The organism is Cellulomonas sp. JZ18 (assembly GCF_009720485.1).
Lineage (GTDB): Bacteria > Actinomycetota > Actinomycetes > Actinomycetales > Cellulomonadaceae > Cellulomonas.
The window spans coordinates 830,616-847,168 of record NZ_CP045245.1 but is presented as its reverse complement, the minus strand read 5'-3'; the positions used below and the strand labels follow the sequence as shown (position 1 = coordinate 847,168).

Below are 16,553 nucleotides of genomic sequence, written 5' to 3'. Positions count from 1 at the left end.
TGCGGGGACGGTCGGGACGGGGACCGGAGTGCGCTTCCCGCAGGGGCCGGGGAGGGGCGCGACGGCGAAGCGTTTAGGCGCGTGGAGCGCTTCCCGACCTGCTGGTTGTGTGACCCGCGCACCCGCCCGTCACCGGCCGGCGGACAGACGGGCGGGTGCTCGTCAGCCACCCCTTCACGGAACGAGGACGTCCCATGAAGCACCTGTCCACCCGTGCGGTCGCCGCGTGCGCGACCGCGCTGCTCGCCGTCGGCGGCGTGACCGCCGTGGCGACCACCGCCTCCGCGGCGGACCCCGTCGGTCTGCACGTCGAGGGCACCCGCCTCGTCGAGGAGAACGGCACCCCGTTCGTCGCCCGTGGTGTCAGCCACGCGCACACCTGGTACGTGTCCGAGACGCCGCGGGCCGTCCCCGCCATCCGCGCGGCGGGCGCGAACGCGCTGCGCGTCGTGCTGTCGAACGGCACGCGCTGGACCCAGAACGACGCGGCGGACGTCGCCGGCGTCATCTCCCTGTGCCGCGCGAACCAGCTCGTCTGCATGCTCGAGGTGCACGACACCACCGGCTACGGCGAGCAGTCCGGCGCCGCGACGCTCGCCCAGGCGGCGCAGTACTGGGTGGGCCTGCGCAGCACCCTGCAGGGCACCGAGGACTTCATCCAGATCAACATCGGCAACGAGCCGTACGGCAACAACGAGACGGTCTCGGCGCAGTGGGCCGCGGACACCTCCGCGGCGATCCGCACGATCCGGGCGGCCGGGCTGCGGCACAACATCGTGGTGGACGCGCCGATGTGGGGGCAGGACTGGCGCGGCATCATGCGCGACCAGGCCCCGACGGTCGCCGCGGCGGACCCGGACGGCAACGTCCTGTTCTCGGTGCACATGTACGGCGTGTACGCGCAGGCGTCGACGATCACCGCGTACCTCGACGCGTTCGCGGCGCACGGCCTGCCGCTCGTCATCGGCGAGTTCGGCCACGACCACTCGGACGGCAACCCGGACGAGGACACGATCATGGCCGAGGCGCAGCGCCGCGGGATCGGCTACTACGGCTGGTCGTGGTCCGGCAACGGCGGCGGCGTCGAGTACCTCGACATGGTGACGGCGTTCGACCCGGCGCGGATGACCTCGTGGGGCACCCGGATCTTCACCGGCCCGAACGGCATCCGCGCGACCGCGCGCACCGCGACGTTCTTCGACGGTGCGACGCCCACGCCGACGCCGACCGTCACCGCGACCCCGACGGTGACGCCCACCCCCACGGTGACCCCGACCGCGACGCCGACCCAGAACCCCGGCGGCGCCTGCACCGCGACCCTGCGGATCACCGGGTCGTGGCCCGGCGGGTTCCAGGGGGCGCTCGAGGTGAAGGCCGGCAGCCGGGCGATCACGTCCTGGCGCGCGCAGTTCTCGCTGCCGGGCGGCGCGAGCGTCGCACAGGGCTGGAGCGGGGCGTTCACCGCGTCGGGCGGCAGCGTCACGGTCACGAACGCGGCGTGGAACGGCGCGCTCGGCGCGGGTCAGTCGACCAGCGCCGGCTTCATCGGGTCGGGCACCGCACCCACGGGCACGATCCCGGTGACCTGCTCCTGACACCGGCACCCGCACGCGTCGGCCCCCGTCCTGCCGGGACGGGGGCCGACGTGCGTGCGGCGCGCGCTACCAGCCGAGCACGCGCCGCAGGCGGCGGACCGCCTCGCGGCCCGCGCGGTTCGCACCGATCGTCGACGCGCTGGGGCCGTAGCCGACGAGCTGCAGGCGCGGTTCGCCGACGACCTCGGTGCCGTCCATGCGGATCCCGCCGCCCGGCGCGCGCAGGCCGAGCGGTGCGAGGTGGTCCAGCGCCGAGCGGAAGCCCGTGGCCCACAGGATCGTGCGCGCGGCGACGAACGGCGGGCCGTCGACCCAGCCGCCGAGGTCGGGCGCGAGGCCGGGCAGGTCGGGGGCAGGTCGGCGCCGTCCTCCGCGTCGCGGGCCCGCAGCGCGGGGGCGCTGGGGTCCCACGCGACGCCGTCCGGCTCGACGCGGTCGAACACGCGCCGCGCGCGCAGCACCCCGGAGGCGATGCCCTCGCGGTACGCGGGGGTCAGCGGCAGGCCCGTGACGCTGACGACGGACCGGGGCGGCAGGCCGGCGCGCGTGCGCTCGTCGACGCGCGTCACGGCGTCACGGCCGAGCTCGGGGGTGAACTCCGCGTCCACCCAGCGCGGCGGACGTCGCGTCACCCAGGTGGTGGTGGTGACCTCGGCGATCTGCAGGAGCAGCTGGACGGCCGACGTACCGCCGCCCACGACCACCACGTGCCCGTCGGCCAGGTCGCGTGCGGCGCGGTAGTCACGGGTGTGCAGCTGTCGTCCGCGGAAGGTCGCGCGGCCGGGGTACGACGGCCAGAACGGGCGCTGCCACGTGCCGGACGCGTTGACGACGGCGCGCGCGGACCACACCACGACCTCGTCCGGGTGCCCGACGTGCCGCGTGGTCACGAGGTAGCGCGGCTCGTCGCCGTCCCCGCGCGCGGCGCGCTCCACCCGGTCGACGCGCACCGGCCGCTGCACGTTGAGCGCGTACGCGTCCTCGTACTGCGCGAAGTAGTAGGGCACCGCGTCGGCGGCGGGCTCGGCGGGGTCCACGACGACGAGCGGCATGCCGGGCAGGTCGTGCACCGCGTGCGCGTCGGCCATCGTGAGGCTGCGCCAGCGGTGCTGCCACGCGCCGCCCGCACGGGCGTTGTCGTCGAGGACGACGAACGTGCCGGCGGCGTGCTCCCACCCGCGCGACCCGACCGCCACGAGGCCCGTGCGCTGCAGGTGGTAGGCGGTGGAGAGCCCCGCCTGCCCGGCCCCGACCACGAGCACGTCGACCTCGACGGCGCGCGGTCCCCGGTCCGCCCGGCGTGCACGCCGCCCGGCGGCGGCGGGGGTGGCGCTGGCGACGGGCTCCATGGCGGCGTCCACGCTACCCGCGCACCGCGCGGCGGCGCCGCCCGGCCCACCCCTCGGCACCGGGGCGTGCACGAGCCCTCCACACCGGACCCGGACGCACCGGACGGACCGGGCGGCCGCCGCGCCGCGCGTCACCCGGACGGCGTCCCGCGCGTGCCGCGTCCGCCCCCTCGTCCGGGCGACCTGGCGTGGTGGGATGGGTCCATGACGAGCGACACCGACGCGCCGGCCCGCGTGACGGCCGTCGCGGGGCCCCTGGACCCGGCAGCGGCGGAGGCGGTCCGCGAGCTGCACCGGGCGTCGGCCGCGGCCGACGGCGTGGCCCCGCTGTCCGAGCAGCCGCTGCTGTGGCTCACCGAGCCGGAGGCGCCCGTGGTGCACCTGCTCGCACGCACGGGCGACGACGCGCTCGTGGGCTACGCCCAGCTCGACGTGGGGACGACCACGCGCGTGAGCGCCGAGGTCGTCGTCCACCCCGCGCACCGGCGCCGGGGGGTCGCGGCCACGCTGCTCGCCCGTGCGCAGGAGGAGACGGCGGCGGTCCCGGGGCGGCGGCTGTCGGTGTGGGCGCACGGTGACGTGCCCGCCGCGCGCGCGGCGGCCCGTGCCGCCGGGCTCGTCGTGGTCCGCGAGCTCCTGCGCATGCGCGTCGACCTCGAGGCCCACCCGCCGGCCGACGCGGTCCTGCCTCCCGGCGTGACCGTGCGGACGTTCGTCCCCGGGCAGGACGAGGAGGCGTGGCGGCGCGTCAACGCGCGCGCGTTCGCCCACCACCCCGAGCAGGGCCGCATGACGTCGGCCGACCTGCGCGCGCGGGAGGCGGAGCCGTGGTTCGACCCGGCCGGCTTCCTGCTCGCGGAGCGCGAGGGTCAGCTGCTCGGCTCGGTGTGGACGAAGGTGCACCCGCGCGGCGAGGCCCCCGACGCGGGCCCCGAGGAGGAGGTCGGGGAGATCTACGTGGTCGGCGTCGACCCCGACGCGCAGGGGCTGGGCCTGGGACGCGCGCTGACGGCGCTCGGCCTGGCGCACCTGCGCGACCGCGGGCTGCGCACGGCGATCCTCTACACGGGCGCCGAGAACACCGTCGCCGTGCACACCTACGAGCGGGCGGGCTTCACGCGCGCCGCCGTCGACGTCATGTACGGGCCGCCCGGGCAGGCCGCGCCGGCCGGCGGGTGACACCGCCCCGGGACGACACGACGCGTTCACCCGGCGGTGCCACCATGGGCACATGACCGACGCGCCCCCGATGGACCCGGACCTCGCCGCCAGCATCGCCGAGCACGTCGAGACCGAGGACCCCGGCGCGCTGCCCGACACCGGTCCGCTCCCGGACGACCGGTTCCTCGACCGCGAGCTGTCCTGGCTCGCGTTCAACCAGCGCGTCCTCGAGCTCGCCGAGGACCCCGACCTGCCGCTGCTCGAGCGGGTGCGGTTCCTCGCGATCTTCGCGTCCAACCTCGACGAGTTCTTCATGGTCCGCGTCGCCGGCCTCAAGCGGCGCATCGCGACGGGCATCGCCGTCACCGCGGCCTCGGGCCTGTCCCCGCGGCAGGTGCTGGAGGCGATCAGCGAGCGCGCGCACGAGCTCATGGCCCGGCACGCGCAGGTGTTCGCGCGGGACGTCCAGCCGGCCCTCGCCAAGGAGGGCATCACCATCGTCCGGTGGGACGACCTCGGCGAGGCCGAGCAGGACCGCCTGCACAAGTTCTTCCGCCGGCAGATCTTCCCGGTCCTCACGCCGCTGGCGGTGGACCCGGCGCACCCCTTCCCCTACATCTCCGGCCTGTCGCTCAACCTCGCGGTCAGCGTCGTGAACCCGACCAGCGGCAAGGAGCACTTCGCGCGGGTGAAGGTCCCGCCGCTGCTCCCCCGCTACATCGCCGTCGACGCGTCCGGCCGCCCGTCCGCGCCGGACCACGCCTCGGCGGGTGCGGACAGCGGGCCGATGTCGTTCGTGCCCGTCGAGGACGTCATCGCCCAGCACCTGGACCAGCTGTTCCCCGGCATGGAGGTCCGTGAGTTCCACACGTTCCGCATCACGCGCAACGAGGACGTGGAGGTCGAGGAGGACGACGCCGAGAACCTGCTCAAGGCGATGGAGAAGGAGCTCCTGCGCCGCCGGTTCGGCCCTCCGGTGCGCCTCGAGCTCGCCGAGGGGATCAGCGGGCGGGTGCGCAAGTTCCTCGTCCGCCAGCTCGGCATGTCCGAGGACGACGTCTACGAGCTGCCGGCGCCGCTCGACCACACGGGCCTGCACCTCATCGCGGACCTCGACCGGCCGGAGCTGCAGTACCCGCGGTTCGTGCCGGCCACGCACCGGCACCTGGCCGAGGTCGAGTCGTCGAACCCGACGGACGTGTTCGCGGCCATCCGGGCCCGCGACATCCTGCTGCACCACCCGTACGACTCGTTCTCGACGTCGGTGCAGACGTTCCTCGAGCAGGCGGCGGCCGACCCGCACGTGCTCGCGATCAAGCAGACGCTCTACCGCACGTCGGGCGACTCCCCGATCGTCGACGCCCTCATCGACGCCGCCCAGGCGGGCAAGCAGGTCCTCGCGCTCGTGGAGATCAAGGCGCGGTTCGACGAGCAGAACAACATCTCCTGGGCGCGCAAGCTCGAGCAGGCGGGCGTGCACGTCGTCTACGGCATCGTCGGCCTGAAGACGCACTGCAAGCTCTCGCTCGTGGTCCGCCAGGAGGCGGACGGGCTGCGCCGCTACAGCCACGTCGGCACCGGCAACTACCACCCGAAGACCGCTCGCCTCTACACCGACCTCGGTCTGCTCACCGCGGACCCGGAGGTGGGTCAGGACCTCACGCGCCTGTTCAACCAGCTGTCGGGCTACGCGCCGAAGTCGCGGTTCCACCGCCTGCTGGTGGCGCCGCGCTCGGTGCGCACCGGGCTCGTGGCCCGCATCGAGCGCGAGGCGGAGGCGGCGCGTCGCGGCGAGCCGGCGTGGATCAAGATCAAGGTCAACTCGATGGTCGACGAGGCGGTCATCGACGCGCTGTACCGCGCGTCGCAGGCCGGCGTCCCGGTCGACATCAACGTGCGCGGCATCTGCGCGCTGCGGCCGGGCGTGCCGGGGCTCTCCGAGACGATCCGGGTCCGCTCGATCCTCGGGCGGTTCCTCGAGCACTCGCGGGTCTTCGCCTTCGCGCACGCGACGCCCGGCCCCGAGGACGGCTTCGAGGGGCCCGAGGTGTTCATCGGCTCGGCGGACCTCATGCACCGCAACCTGGACCGCCGCGTCGAGGCGCTGGTGCGCGTGTCCGACCCGGCGCACGTCGCGGAGCTCGTCGAGCTGGTGGACGAGTCCGTGGACGACGGCACGTCGTCGTGGCACCTCGACGCCGACGGCGTGTGGCAGCGGCACCACCTCGGGCCCGACGGCCCGCTGGTGGACCTGCAGGAGGCACTCGTCCAGCGGCAGAGGCGCCGGCCGGGCTCCTCGCGGTGAGGGCGGCTGCACTGCCCGCGGTCCGGTCCGCGGGCGCTCTCGTGTGGCGCGTGCGCGCCGGGCGGCTGCAGGTCGCGCTGGTCCACCGGCCGCGCTACCAGGACTGGTCGTGGCCGAAGGGCAAGCTCGACCCGGGCGAGCCCTTCCCCGTCGCCGCCGTGCGCGAGGTCGAGGAGGAGACGGGCCTGCCCGTCGTGCTGGGCGTCCCGCTGCCGGCGGTCGAGTACACGCTCGGCGACGGGCGGCGCAAGGTCGTGCGGTACTGGGCGGCGCAGGTCGCGGGCCGGCACGACGCGGCGGCGCTCGGGGCCCGTCCGCCCGTGACGCCGGCCGGCGCCGGCGAGATCGACCGCTGGGAGTGGTGCGACGTGGCCGAGGCGGCGTCGCGCCTGACCCGCAAGGCCGACCGGCGACCGCTCGACGTGCTGGTCGAGACCTACGCCAAGGACCGGCTCGACACGCGCGCGCTCGTGGTCGCGCGGCACGGGCAGGCCCGCAAGCGCAGCCTGTGGGGCGGCGACGACGGGGACCGTCCGCTCACGGGGCTGGGCCTGCGCCAGGCGACGGCGATGGTGCCCGCGCTCACGGCCTTCGGGGTCGGTCGCGTGGTGACCAGCGAGTGGGAGCGCTGCGCGGCGACCATGGCTCCGTACGCGCGGGCGACAGGGCTGGCGCCCGACGTCACGGACGTCCTCACGGAGGCGGAGCACGACGAGTCCCCGGCGCGCGTGGCCGCGCTCGTCCGCGGCTGCCTCGACGACCGGCGCGACACGGTCCTGTGCACGCACCGGCCGGTGCTGCCGACCGTCCTCGACGTGCTGGCGGCCCACTCGCGCCGGGCGGTCGCGGACGCGCTGCCGACCCGCAACCCCTATTTGCAGCCGGGTGAGGTGCTCGTCGCGCACGCCGCGGTCACGCGGCGCGGTCCCCGCGTCGTCGCGGTCGAGACGCACCGCTCCCCCGTCACGGACTGACCGCGTCGGCGGGTGCGGCGGTGCGCGCGTCGTACGCCTCGCGGTGCCCGGCCACCTGGTCCATGTGCGCCTCCGCCCACGCCTTCAACCCACGCACGACCGCGTGCAGCGACAGGCCCAGGTCGGTGAGCGCGTAGGACACCGTCACCGGGACCGTCGGCGTCACGGTGCGCGTCACGAGGCCGTCGCGCTCCAGGGAGCGCAGCGTCTGCGTCAGCATCTTCGGGCTGACCCCGGCGAGCAGACGCTGCAGCTCGGAGTAGCGCAGCGGGCGCGGAACGCCCTCGCAGCCCGCCTCCGTCCCGCCGCTGCCGAGCGCGGTGAGCACGAGCGCCACCCACTTGTCCGAGATCCGGCCGAGCAGCTGGTGGCTGGGGCACGCCGCGAGGAACGCGTCGTACTCGACCTTCGCGCGGGCGCGACGCTCCGCCGCCGTCGACGTCATCACCGTCTCCTCTCTGCCGCGGACCTTACGCACTTCCAGGTACGTACTTCCCATCGGGTAGTAGGGCACGCAGGATCACGGCACGGCGCACCGCGCCGCACCCGTACACCTGGAGGAGGCAGCACACGTGACCACGCCCACCACGCAGTCCCCGACGCTCCCGGGCGGCACCTGGACGCTCGGCGACCTCACCGTCGGGCGCCTCGGCTACGGAGCGATGCAGCTGGCCGGCCCGGGCGTCCTGGGCCCGCCGGCCGACGAGGACGCCGCGCGCGCCGTCCTGCGCGAGGCGGTCGCGCTCGGCGTCACCCACGTCGACACCGCCGAGGCCTACGGCCCGCACGTCACCAACCGGCTGATCCGCGAGGCCCTGCACCCGTACCCGGACGGGCTGCACGTCGTGACGAAGGTCGGCGCCGAGCGCGACGCCGACGGCGGCTGGCCCGTCGCGCGTCGGCCCGCGCAGCTGCGGCAGCAGGTCGAGCAGAACCTCGAGTCCCTCGGGCTCGACGTGCTCGACGTCGTGAACCTGCGGATGGGCGACGCGACCGGGCCACGCCCCGGCTCCCTCGCCGAGCCGTTCGGCGCCCTCGTGGACCTGCAGCGCGAGGGCCTGGTCCGGCACGTCGGCCTGAGCAACGTGACGGCCGAGCAGGTCGCCGAGGCGCGCGGCATCGCGCCGGTCGTGTGCGTGCAGAACATGTACAACCTGGCGGTGCGCCACGACGACGCCCTGGTCGACGCGCTCGCGCGCGACGGCGTCGCGTATGTGCCGTTCTTCCCGCTCGGCGGCTTCAGCCCGCTGCAGTCCGCCGAGCTCACGGCCGTCGCGCAGCGGGTGGGAGCGAGCCCGATGGCGGTGGCCCTCGCCTGGCTGCTGCAGCGCTCGCCGAACATCCTGCTCATCCCGGGTACGCGCTCGGTCGCCCACCTGCGCGAGAACGTCGCTGCGGCCAGCCTGACCCTGTCGGAGCAGGACGTGGCGGACCTCGACGCGATCGCCGCCGGCCGGTGACGTGCGAGGGCCCCGCACCGGTCGTGCCGGGCGCGGGGCCCTCGTGACGGCGGGGTCCGGGTCAGCCGAGGAACGGGTGCAGGACCCAGAAGACGACGGCGGCGACCAGGGCCGCGGCGGGGATCGTCAGGATCCACGCGCCCAGGATGTTCTTCGCCACGCCCCAGCGGACCGCGGAGAGCCGCTTCGTGGCGCCGACGCCCATGATCGCGGACGTGATGGTGTGCGTCGTCGACACCGGCGCGTGCAGGTAGAACGCGTTGACGTAGAGCACGAGCGCGGACACCGACTCGGCGACGAAGCCGCGCGCCGGGTCCAGCTCGATGATGCGGCGGCCGAGGGTGCGCATGATGCGCCAGCCGCCCGCGTACGTGCCGGCGGAGATCGCGGCCGCGGCGGCGAGCTTGACCCACAGCGGGATGCCCTCGTCCGGGTCGGCCCACTCGGCCGTGAGCAGCGCGAGGTAGATGACACCCATCGTCTTCTGCGCGTCCTGCAGGCCGTGGCCCAGGGCCATGGCGGCGGCGGACACGGTCTGCGCGAACCGGAAGCGCCGGTTGACGCGGGCCGGGCGACCGTTGCGGATGAGCCAGAGCAGGCCGACCATCAGCGCGAACGCGAGGCCGAAGCCGATGAGCGGGGAGAAGACCATCGGCAGGACGACCTTGTCGACGATCGCCGACCCGTACACCCCGAAGCTCCCCGCCAGGCCCGCGCCGACGAGCCCGCCGATGAGGGCGTGCGTCGACGACGAGGGCAGCCCGAACCACCACGTGATGAGGTTCCACGTGATCGCGCCGACGAGCGCGCAGAGGATGACGACGAGCGCGCTGTGCGAGGACGCGTGCTGCAGGTCGACGATCGAGGTGGCGATGGTCTCCGCGACCTCGGTGCCGAGCAGGGCGCCGGTGAAGTTCATGACGGCCGCCATGACGAGCGCGGCACGCGGCGTCAGCGCACGCGTCGACACCGAGGTGGCGATCGCGTTGGCCGCGTCGTGGAAGCCGTTGGTGTAGTCGAAGCCCAGGGCGAGCGCGACGACGATGACGACGAGCGCAGGTTCCACCGGAGCTCAGGACTCCTTGAGCGCGATGGTCTCGATGCTGTTCGCGACCTTCTCGAACGCGTCGGCCGCGTCCTCGAGCTTCTCCACGACCTCCTTGAGCTTCATCAGCAGGATCGGGTCGGTGATCTCGTCGAACATCTGCGCGAGCAGCTTGCGGTGCGACTTGTCCGCCTGGTTCTCGAGGCGGTTGACCTCGACCCAGTACTCCTGCAGCGAGTCCATGGAGCGCAGCCGCGGCATCGCCTCGGCGGTGAGCTCGGCGGCGCGCTGGAGGACCTGCACCTGGTCGGACACGCGCGCCGGCAGCTCGTCGAGCTTGTACAGCACGATGAGGTCGGCGGCCTCGTCCATGAAGTCCATGCAGTCGTCGAGGCTGGAGGCGAGGTCGTAGATGTCGTCGCGGTCGAACGGCGTGACGAACGTCTGGTTCAGACGCCGCATGATCGTGTGGGTCGCCTCGTCGGCCGCGTGCTCGGCCTCGGCCATCCGCTTGTTGATCTCCTTGCGGGTGGGCCGGTCGGCACCGAGCATCTCGGCCAGCAGGTTCGCACCCGTGACGAGGTGCGTGGCCTGGGCGGCGAAGAGGTCGAAGTACGAGGTGTCGCGCGGTGTCAGGCGCAGGCGCACGGAGATCTCCGGGGCGAGGGACGACAGTCGCCCGGCGGGTGCTCGGGCGGGGTCAGCCTAACGGTCCGTGAACGCACGGTGCACCGACGGCGCCACCCGGGCGGACGCCCGCGGCACGGGCCGTCGGCGCACACGGGTGCATGAGGACGCCGGGCCGCGGGGCGCCTCTCGGCGCGTGGCCGCTCGAAGCGGCTGATGATGGAGCCCGGGGCCACCGCGACCCGACGTCCCGTCCAGTCTAGGTCCGGCACCCCCCGCCGCGCCGGTCGAGCGCCGGACGGCGTGGGCAGCGTCACCCGCACGGGGCAGACGTCAGTCGAGCCGCCCGCGCCGCCACAGGACCGCCGCGGCGTCGAGCTCCTCGGCGGTGCGCACCAGGGACGCCGCCCCCCGCGTGGTGCGCAGCGCGGCCCCCGGGTCGACGACGTCGAGGTGGTCGGCGTCGAAGGCGGCGCCCGTCGCGAGCACGCGGCAGAACGCCGCCGCCCGCTCGAGCGCGACCGCGAGGTCGCCGGAGTAGACGCCGGAGAGGACCTGGTCGGCGACCGACTGCACGTCCTGCGGCCCCGGGGCCTGCGCGACGCCGGCGACCGCGTCGTGCACCGGCGCGGCCGCCACACCCATCCGGTAGCGGTCGGCGACCGTGCGAGGGTCGCGCCGCACCCACTCGCGCAGCACGTAGAGCCGCCACAGCGCCCCGGGCAGGGTGTCGGCCGGGCTGTCGGCCCACATCGCGGCGACCGTGTCGAGCCCCTCGGTCTCGACGAGCGCGACGAGGCGCGCGACGACGTCGGGGTCCTGCGACGCGCGCGCCCGGTGCACGAGCGCCGCCGCGGTCGTGTGCGCGATCTCGCCGCGCAGCATGGGGTCGAGCTCGCCCGGGAGCGCGTCGGCCTGCGCGGGGTCGAACGGCACGGGCCGGTGGTGGCGCCGGGGCTCCCGCCCCGCGCCGCCGTCCTGTCCTCCGGTCGCTGCCACCGGGCGATGATGCACCCGGGCACGGGCCCGTGCCACCGCCGCGCCGCGTCCGGACGCGCACCGCCCGCTGTGCGCGGGCCCACCCCTCGGGGGCCGACCCTCCGGGTGCGGGTGGTCCCGGCCGGGGAGAGAGTGGTCCCTGACCAGGCACTCGGCCCGGCCACGAACATCTGGCAGACGGGGGTGGACGATGTCCGATCCGGTGTCCCGCAGGGGTGGACCGCACGGCGGCACCCCGGCGGGCGAGCTCAACGGCAGGCACACCGGCAAGGCGGTCGGCCTCGCGGTCGCCGCGGCCGTCGGCGGCTTCCTGTTCGGCTTCGACAGCTCCGTCATCAACGGTGCGGTGCAGGCGTTCACCGAGCAGTTCGACCTCGGGAGCACGCTCAGCGGCTTCGCCGTCGCCGTCGCGCTGCTGGGCTGCGCGCTCGGTGCGTGGATGGGCGGACGCCTCGCGGACCGCTGGGGCCGCACGCGCGTCATGTTCCTCGGCGCGGTGCTGTTCTTCGTCTCCTCGGTGCTGTCCGGCATCGCGTTCAGCGTGTGGGACCTCATCGCCTGGCGCTTCATGGCCGGCCTGGGCATCGGCATCGCCTCCGTGATCGCCCCCGCGTACATCGCGGAGATCGCGCCGGCCCGCATCCGCGGGCGGCTGGGCTCGCTGCAGCAGCTCGCGATCGTCATCGGCATCTTCGCCGCGCTGCTCTCGGACGAGCTGCTCGCGCGGGCGACGCCCGGCGCGGGTGCGGACGCCAGCGGCGAGCTGTGGTTCGGCCTCGAGGCCTGGCGGTGGATGTTCCTCGTCGCGGTCGTGCCGGCGACGGTCTACGGGATCCTGGCGCTGCGCATCCCCGAGTCGCCGCGCTACCTGCTGAGCCGGGGCAAGCGCGACGAGGCCCGCGCGGTGCTCGCGTCGGTGCTGCCGCCGGACGAGGACGCCGACGAGCGCATCCGGGAGATCGAGCACACCATCCGCACCGACGAGGCCCTCGCGGCCCAGTCCAGCCTGCGCGGGCCGCGGTTCGGGCTGCTGCCGGTGGTGTGGGTCGGCATCCTGCTGTCGGTCTTCCAGCAGTTCGTCGGGATCAACGTCATCTTCTACTACTCGAACACGCTGTGGCAGGCGGTCGGGTTCGACGAGGGCGACGCGTTCACGACGTCGACGATCACCTCGATCACGAACGTGCTCGTCACGTTCATCGCGATCGCGCTCATCGACAAGGTCGGGCGCCGTCCGCTGCTGCTCATCGGCTCGGCGGGCATGGCCGTGACCCTCGCGATCGTCGCCGTGGCGTTCATGAACAGCACCGGCTCCGGCGAGGACGTGAGCCTGCCCGCCCCGTGGGGCATGGTGGCCGTGGTCGCGGCGAACCTGTTCGTCGTCTTCTTCGGCGCGTCGTGGGGCCCGCTGGTGTGGGTGCTGCTGGGCGAGATCTTCCCCAACCACATCCGGGCCGCCGCGCTCGGCCTGGCCGCCGCGGCGCAGTGGATCGCGAACTTCCTCATCACGATCTCGTTCCCGCCGATGCTCAACGCGTTCGGCGCGTCGATCCCGTACCTCATGTACGCGGCGTTCGCGGTGCTGTCGTTCTTCTTCGTGCTCACGAAGGTCCCGGAGACGAAGGGCGTGCAGCTCGAGGACATGGAGGGGCTGCGCGTGGAGCGCCGCACGCGCGCCTGACGCACCCGACCGCGCCGGTCCGCCCCGGACCGCGCCGCACCGGGCCCGGTGCACCGCGCAGGCGGTGTGACCGGGCCCTCGTGCGTCCGGGAACACTCCACCCGGCCTAACGGTTGCCTGAGGTAACGAACCTTCTTAGAGTTGCCCTAAGCAACCGTTGCGGCCGCGTGCCGCCCCCTGACACGACCGCCGACGCCGCCGGTCCCCCGCCCTGCAGTCCGGAAGCGAGACCTGCGTGACCACCCAGCCCGACACCCGCACCACCACCGCCCCCGACCCCGCGCACCCCGGCGACGTCCCGCCCGTCGTCGCCGACGCGCGCCCCGCCATGACGCACCGCGAGGTGCTGGAGGCCCTGTCCGGCATCCTGCTCGGGATGTTCGTCTCGATCCTCGCGACGAGCGTCGTCTCCACGTCCCTGCCGCGGATCATCACCGACCTCGGCGGCTCGCAGTCCGCGTTCACGTGGGTCGTCACCGCCACGCTGCTGACCACCACGATCTCGACGCCCATCTGGGGCAAGCTCGCCGACCTCACGAACCGCAAGGTCCTCGTGCAGGTCGCGCTCGTGATCTCCGTCGTGTCGTCCGCCCTCGCGGGCCTCGCGCACAGCACCGAGATGCTCATCGGCATGCGCGCCGTCCAGGGCATCGGCGCCGGTGGCCTGACCGCCCTCGGCACGGTCCTCATCGCCGACATCATCAGCCCGCGCGAGCGCGGCCGGTACATGGGCCTCATGGGCGCCGTGATGGCGGTCGGCATGGTCGGCGGCCCGCTGCTCGGCGGCGTCATCACCGACGCGGCCGGCTGGCGCTGGAACTTCTTCGTGGGCCTGCCGTTCGCCGTGGCCGCGATCGTCGTGCTCCAGCGCACCCTGCACCTGCCCACGCTGCGCCGCCGGCGCGTGCAGATCGACTGGGCCGGCGCCGCGCTGCTGTCCGCGGGGATCGCGACGCTGCTGCTGTGGGTGACGTTCGCCGGCGACTCGTTCGACTGGGCCTCGTGGCAGACCGCCGCGATGGTCGGCGGCTCCCTCCTGCTGCTCGGTGCGGCGGTCGCGGTCGAGCACCGCGCCGCCGAGCCGATCATCCCGCTGCGCCTGTTCCGCGACCGCACGGTCGTCCTCGCCGTGCTCGCGTCCGTCGCCGTCGGCATCGCGCTGTTCGGGACGCAGGTGTACCTCAGCCAGTACCTGCAGCTCGCCCGCGGCCGCACGCCCACCGAGTCGGGCCTGCTGACCGTCCCGATGGTCCTCGGCCTGTTCCTGTCCTCGACGCTGTCGGGCCGCGCGATCTCGCGCTCGGGCCGCTACAAGCGGTTCATGGTCGCCGGCGCGGTCCTGCTCGTCGCGGGTCTCGCGCTCATGGGGACGATCGACGAGACCACGTCGTTCTGGCTGCTCGGCCTGTTCATGGCCGTCCTGGGCGTCGGCGTCGGCATGCTCATGCAGAACCTCGTGCTCGCGGCGCAGAACACCCTGCCCGTCCAGGACGTCGGCTCCGGCACCGCGACCATCGCGTTCTTCCGCACCCTCGGCGGCACGCTCGGCGTCTCGGCCCTCGGCGCGCTGCTCTCGCACCGCGTGCAGGACCTCATGGTCGACGGGCTGCGTGCCGCCCACGTCGACCCGACGCTGCTCGGCGGCTCCGGCGGCGGCGCGGCGTCGCTGCCCGACGTGGCGACCCTGCCCGGACCGGTCCGGCACGTCGTCGAGCACGCGTTCGGCGTCGGCGTCGCCGACCTGTTCCTCGTCGCGGCCCCGATCGCGCTCCTCTCGCTCGTCGCCGTCCTGCTGCTGCGCGAGGTGCCGCTCGGCAACCGCTCCGGCATCGAGCAGCGCCTCGAGGCGGAGCAAGCCGCCCGCGCCTGAGCGCCCGGCCACCGCACCACGAGCCCCGGTCCCCGCGGGACCGGGGCTCGTGCGCGTCCGGGGCCGGGTCCGTGGCCGGGTCCGGGCCCGGTCAGGCCGTCGCGTCCGGGTCGGCGCCCGTGCGGCGCATCCGGTCGTGGATCGCGTCGTTGAGGCGCGCCAGGCGCTCCGCGAGCGCGTCGAGCTCCTCGGGCGACCACGCCTCGAGCGCGTCGCGGAACCAGGCGCGGCGGGCCTCGCGCGCGGCGCCCAGTCGCCGCTCCCCCTCGGCCGTCAGCCGCAGCGGGTGACTGCGCGAGTCGTGCGGGTCGGCCTCGCGCGCGACGAGGTCCAGGCGCTCGAGCCGCGCGAGCTGGCGCGACATGGTGCCCCGCCCCACGCCCAGGCGGTCGGCGAGGTCGCTCGCGCGCGTGCCCGGGTCCGCCGCGACGGCGGACAGCAGCGAGTACGCGGACGGGTCCAGGTCCGGGTGGACGGCACGCGCGACGTGGGCCCCCGACGCCCGGGCGCGGCGCACGAACAGGCCGAGCTCGCGCTCGAGCCGCAGCACGGGGTCGTCGCTCATGCCCCCCATCCTGGCCCAGCCGCCGCCCGCCGGGCCCGGCACCCCGCCGGTCCGGCGGCACGGTCGGTGCCGCCGGACGCACGGCGCGGTCAGCGAGCCCAGGTGGTACGGCGACGCGCCATCTGCGCGAACGCGTGCACGCGCACGCGGTCGAGCCGCTCCGGCATCAGCCGGAAGACGGTCGGCACCTCGTGCCGGGCGACGACGAGGGCGTCCTGCGGCGGGCTCGTGGGGTCGCACTCGAGCTCCCCGTCGACGACGAGGACGGCCCGCACGGTGATGCCCGCGCACCCGGCCGACTGCAGCAGCCCCTGCACGCGGGCGGCCTCGAGCCGCGCGTCACGCAGGTACGCCACCGGACGCTCGTCGACCCGCATCGTGCGGGCCTCGACCCGCACCCGGCTGCCCGGGTGCCGGCGCTCGGAGACGGTGAAGATGCCGCCCGGCCCGATGAGCAGGTGCTCCACGACCGTGCCCTGACGCCCCAGCGGGACGTCGTGCACGGTCTGCCAGCCCGCCTCGGCGAGGCGGTCCAGCCGCACGCCCACCGGGCTGCCGCGCTCGTCGCGCGGGCGGTCGGTGCCCAGCCAGGCGTCGAGCCCGGCCTCGTCGAGCGCGTCGAGGGAACCGGTCACGCGGGGCAGCGGGAGGACGAGCTCCGGCACGTCGGCCCGCAGGTACTCCTGCGCGGCACGGCGCAGACCCGCCTCCAGGACGGGGTCGTCCACGACGACCTCGCCGGACTGCAGGTCGACGGAGCCGACGCGCCCCCCGCTCTCGTGCGTGACGAAGAGGCGGTCGGCTCCGTACCGCCGCCATCGCCGGACTGTCAGGACCTCCTCCACGCCGTCATTATCGGCACGCCGCGCGCGGGACTTCAGTCACCTGTGCGAGGTCCTTCGCCCGCGCGCGGCGTGTCCGC

The 16,553-nt window shown here is 74.7% G+C and carries 14 protein-coding genes; 7 read left to right on the top strand and 7 right to left on the bottom strand.

All coding sequences use genetic code 11. The features are described 5' to 3' along the window. Positions 1-194 precede the first annotated feature (194 nt). Entirely contained in the window at positions 195-1,595 is a 1,401-nt protein-coding gene (locus GC089_RS03900) for a cellulase family glycosylhydrolase (RefSeq protein WP_155376564.1), read from the top strand. Here the strand turns inward: GC089_RS03900 and GC089_RS03895 are convergent. Further along, positions 1,523-2,944: an NAD(P)-binding domain-containing protein gene (locus GC089_RS03895; protein WP_370514066.1), complete on the bottom strand. Its 1,422-nt coding sequence runs from the start codon at positions 2,942-2,944 to the stop codon at positions 1,523-1,525. The two genes, GC089_RS03900 and GC089_RS03895, sit on opposite strands and share 73 nt — an antisense overlap. A 204-nt stretch (positions 2,945-3,148) precedes the next feature. On the opposite strand from GC089_RS03895, the gene mshD reads away from it, so the two are divergent. The 3 genes from mshD to GC089_RS03880 are packed head-to-tail and all read left to right on the top strand — an operon-like array spanning position 3,149 to position 7,384. Beyond that, positions 3,149-4,123, top strand: coding sequence for a mycothiol synthase (gene mshD, locus GC089_RS03890; RefSeq protein WP_196250813.1), 975 nt, complete (start codon positions 3,149-3,151; stop codon positions 4,121-4,123). Between the two features lie 52 nt (positions 4,124-4,175). After that, positions 4,176-6,410 (top strand): RNA degradosome polyphosphate kinase, encoded by a 2,235-nt coding sequence (locus tag GC089_RS03885; protein ID WP_155376563.1) that lies wholly within the window; start codon positions 4,176-4,178, stop codon positions 6,408-6,410. Continuing rightward, entirely contained in the window at positions 6,407-7,384 is a 978-nt protein-coding gene (locus GC089_RS03880) for an NUDIX domain-containing protein (protein ID WP_155376562.1), read from the top strand. Before GC089_RS03885 ends, GC089_RS03880 begins: the two co-directional genes overlap by 4 nt. Here the strand turns inward: GC089_RS03880 and GC089_RS03875 are convergent. Continuing rightward, complete coding sequence (locus GC089_RS03875) at positions 7,374-7,829, bottom strand: helix-turn-helix domain-containing protein (RefSeq protein WP_230685044.1); 456 nt, start codon at positions 7,827-7,829, stop codon at positions 7,374-7,376. The two genes, GC089_RS03880 and GC089_RS03875, sit on opposite strands and share 11 nt — an antisense overlap. A 127-nt stretch (positions 7,830-7,956) precedes the next feature. Here GC089_RS03875 and GC089_RS03870 point away from each other — a divergent pair, with 127 nt between their 5' ends. Beyond that, the gene (locus tag GC089_RS03870; protein ID WP_155376560.1) at positions 7,957-8,844 is read left to right on the top strand and encodes an aldo/keto reductase family oxidoreductase; all 888 of its coding nucleotides are present in this window, start codon (positions 7,957-7,959) and stop codon (positions 8,842-8,844) included. A 61-nt stretch (positions 8,845-8,905) separates the two neighbouring features. Here the strand turns inward: GC089_RS03870 and GC089_RS03865 are convergent, their stop codons facing one another. From GC089_RS03865 to GC089_RS03855, 3 genes are all read right to left on the bottom strand, one after another. Continuing rightward, positions 8,906-9,910 carry an inorganic phosphate transporter gene (locus GC089_RS03865; protein WP_155376559.1) on the bottom strand — a complete coding sequence of 335 codons (1,005 nt, stop codon included), beginning with the start codon at positions 9,908-9,910 and terminating at the stop codon, positions 8,906-8,908. Positions 9,911-9,916: 6 nt separating this feature from the next. Next, on the bottom strand, positions 9,917-10,537 hold the full coding sequence (locus GC089_RS03860; protein ID WP_136519056.1) for a DUF47 domain-containing protein: 621 nt from the start codon (positions 10,535-10,537) through the stop codon (positions 9,917-9,919). Positions 10,538-10,849: 312 nt separating this feature from the next. Continuing rightward, the gene (locus tag GC089_RS03855; RefSeq protein WP_155378915.1) at positions 10,850-11,401 is read right to left on the bottom strand and encodes a hypothetical protein; all 552 of its coding nucleotides are present in this window, start codon (positions 11,399-11,401) and stop codon (positions 10,850-10,852) included. A 304-nt stretch (positions 11,402-11,705) separates the two neighbouring features. On the opposite strand from GC089_RS03855, the gene GC089_RS03850 reads away from it, so the two are divergent. Together GC089_RS03850 and GC089_RS03845 are read left to right on the top strand one after the other, a co-directional pair. Further along, positions 11,706-13,196 carry a sugar porter family MFS transporter gene (locus GC089_RS03850; protein WP_155376558.1) on the top strand — a complete coding sequence of 497 codons (1,491 nt, stop codon included), beginning with the start codon at positions 11,706-11,708 and terminating at the stop codon, positions 13,194-13,196. A 235-nt stretch (positions 13,197-13,431) separates the two neighbouring features. After that, positions 13,432-15,066 (top strand): MFS transporter, encoded by a 1,635-nt coding sequence (locus GC089_RS03845; RefSeq protein WP_370514065.1) that lies wholly within the window; start codon positions 13,432-13,434, stop codon positions 15,064-15,066. 91 nt (positions 15,067-15,157) lie between these two features. On the opposite strand, the gene GC089_RS03840 is transcribed toward GC089_RS03845, so the two are convergent. After that, positions 15,158-15,631 carry a MarR family winged helix-turn-helix transcriptional regulator gene (locus GC089_RS03840; protein ID WP_155376557.1) on the bottom strand — a complete coding sequence of 158 codons (474 nt, stop codon included), beginning with the start codon at positions 15,629-15,631 and terminating at the stop codon, positions 15,158-15,160. Between the two features lie 89 nt (positions 15,632-15,720). Next, a complete protein-coding gene (locus tag GC089_RS19725; RefSeq protein ID WP_155376556.1) occupies positions 15,721-16,476 on the bottom strand; it encodes a nuclease-related domain-containing protein in 756 nt (251 codons plus the stop codon). Positions 16,477-16,553 lie beyond the last annotated feature (77 nt).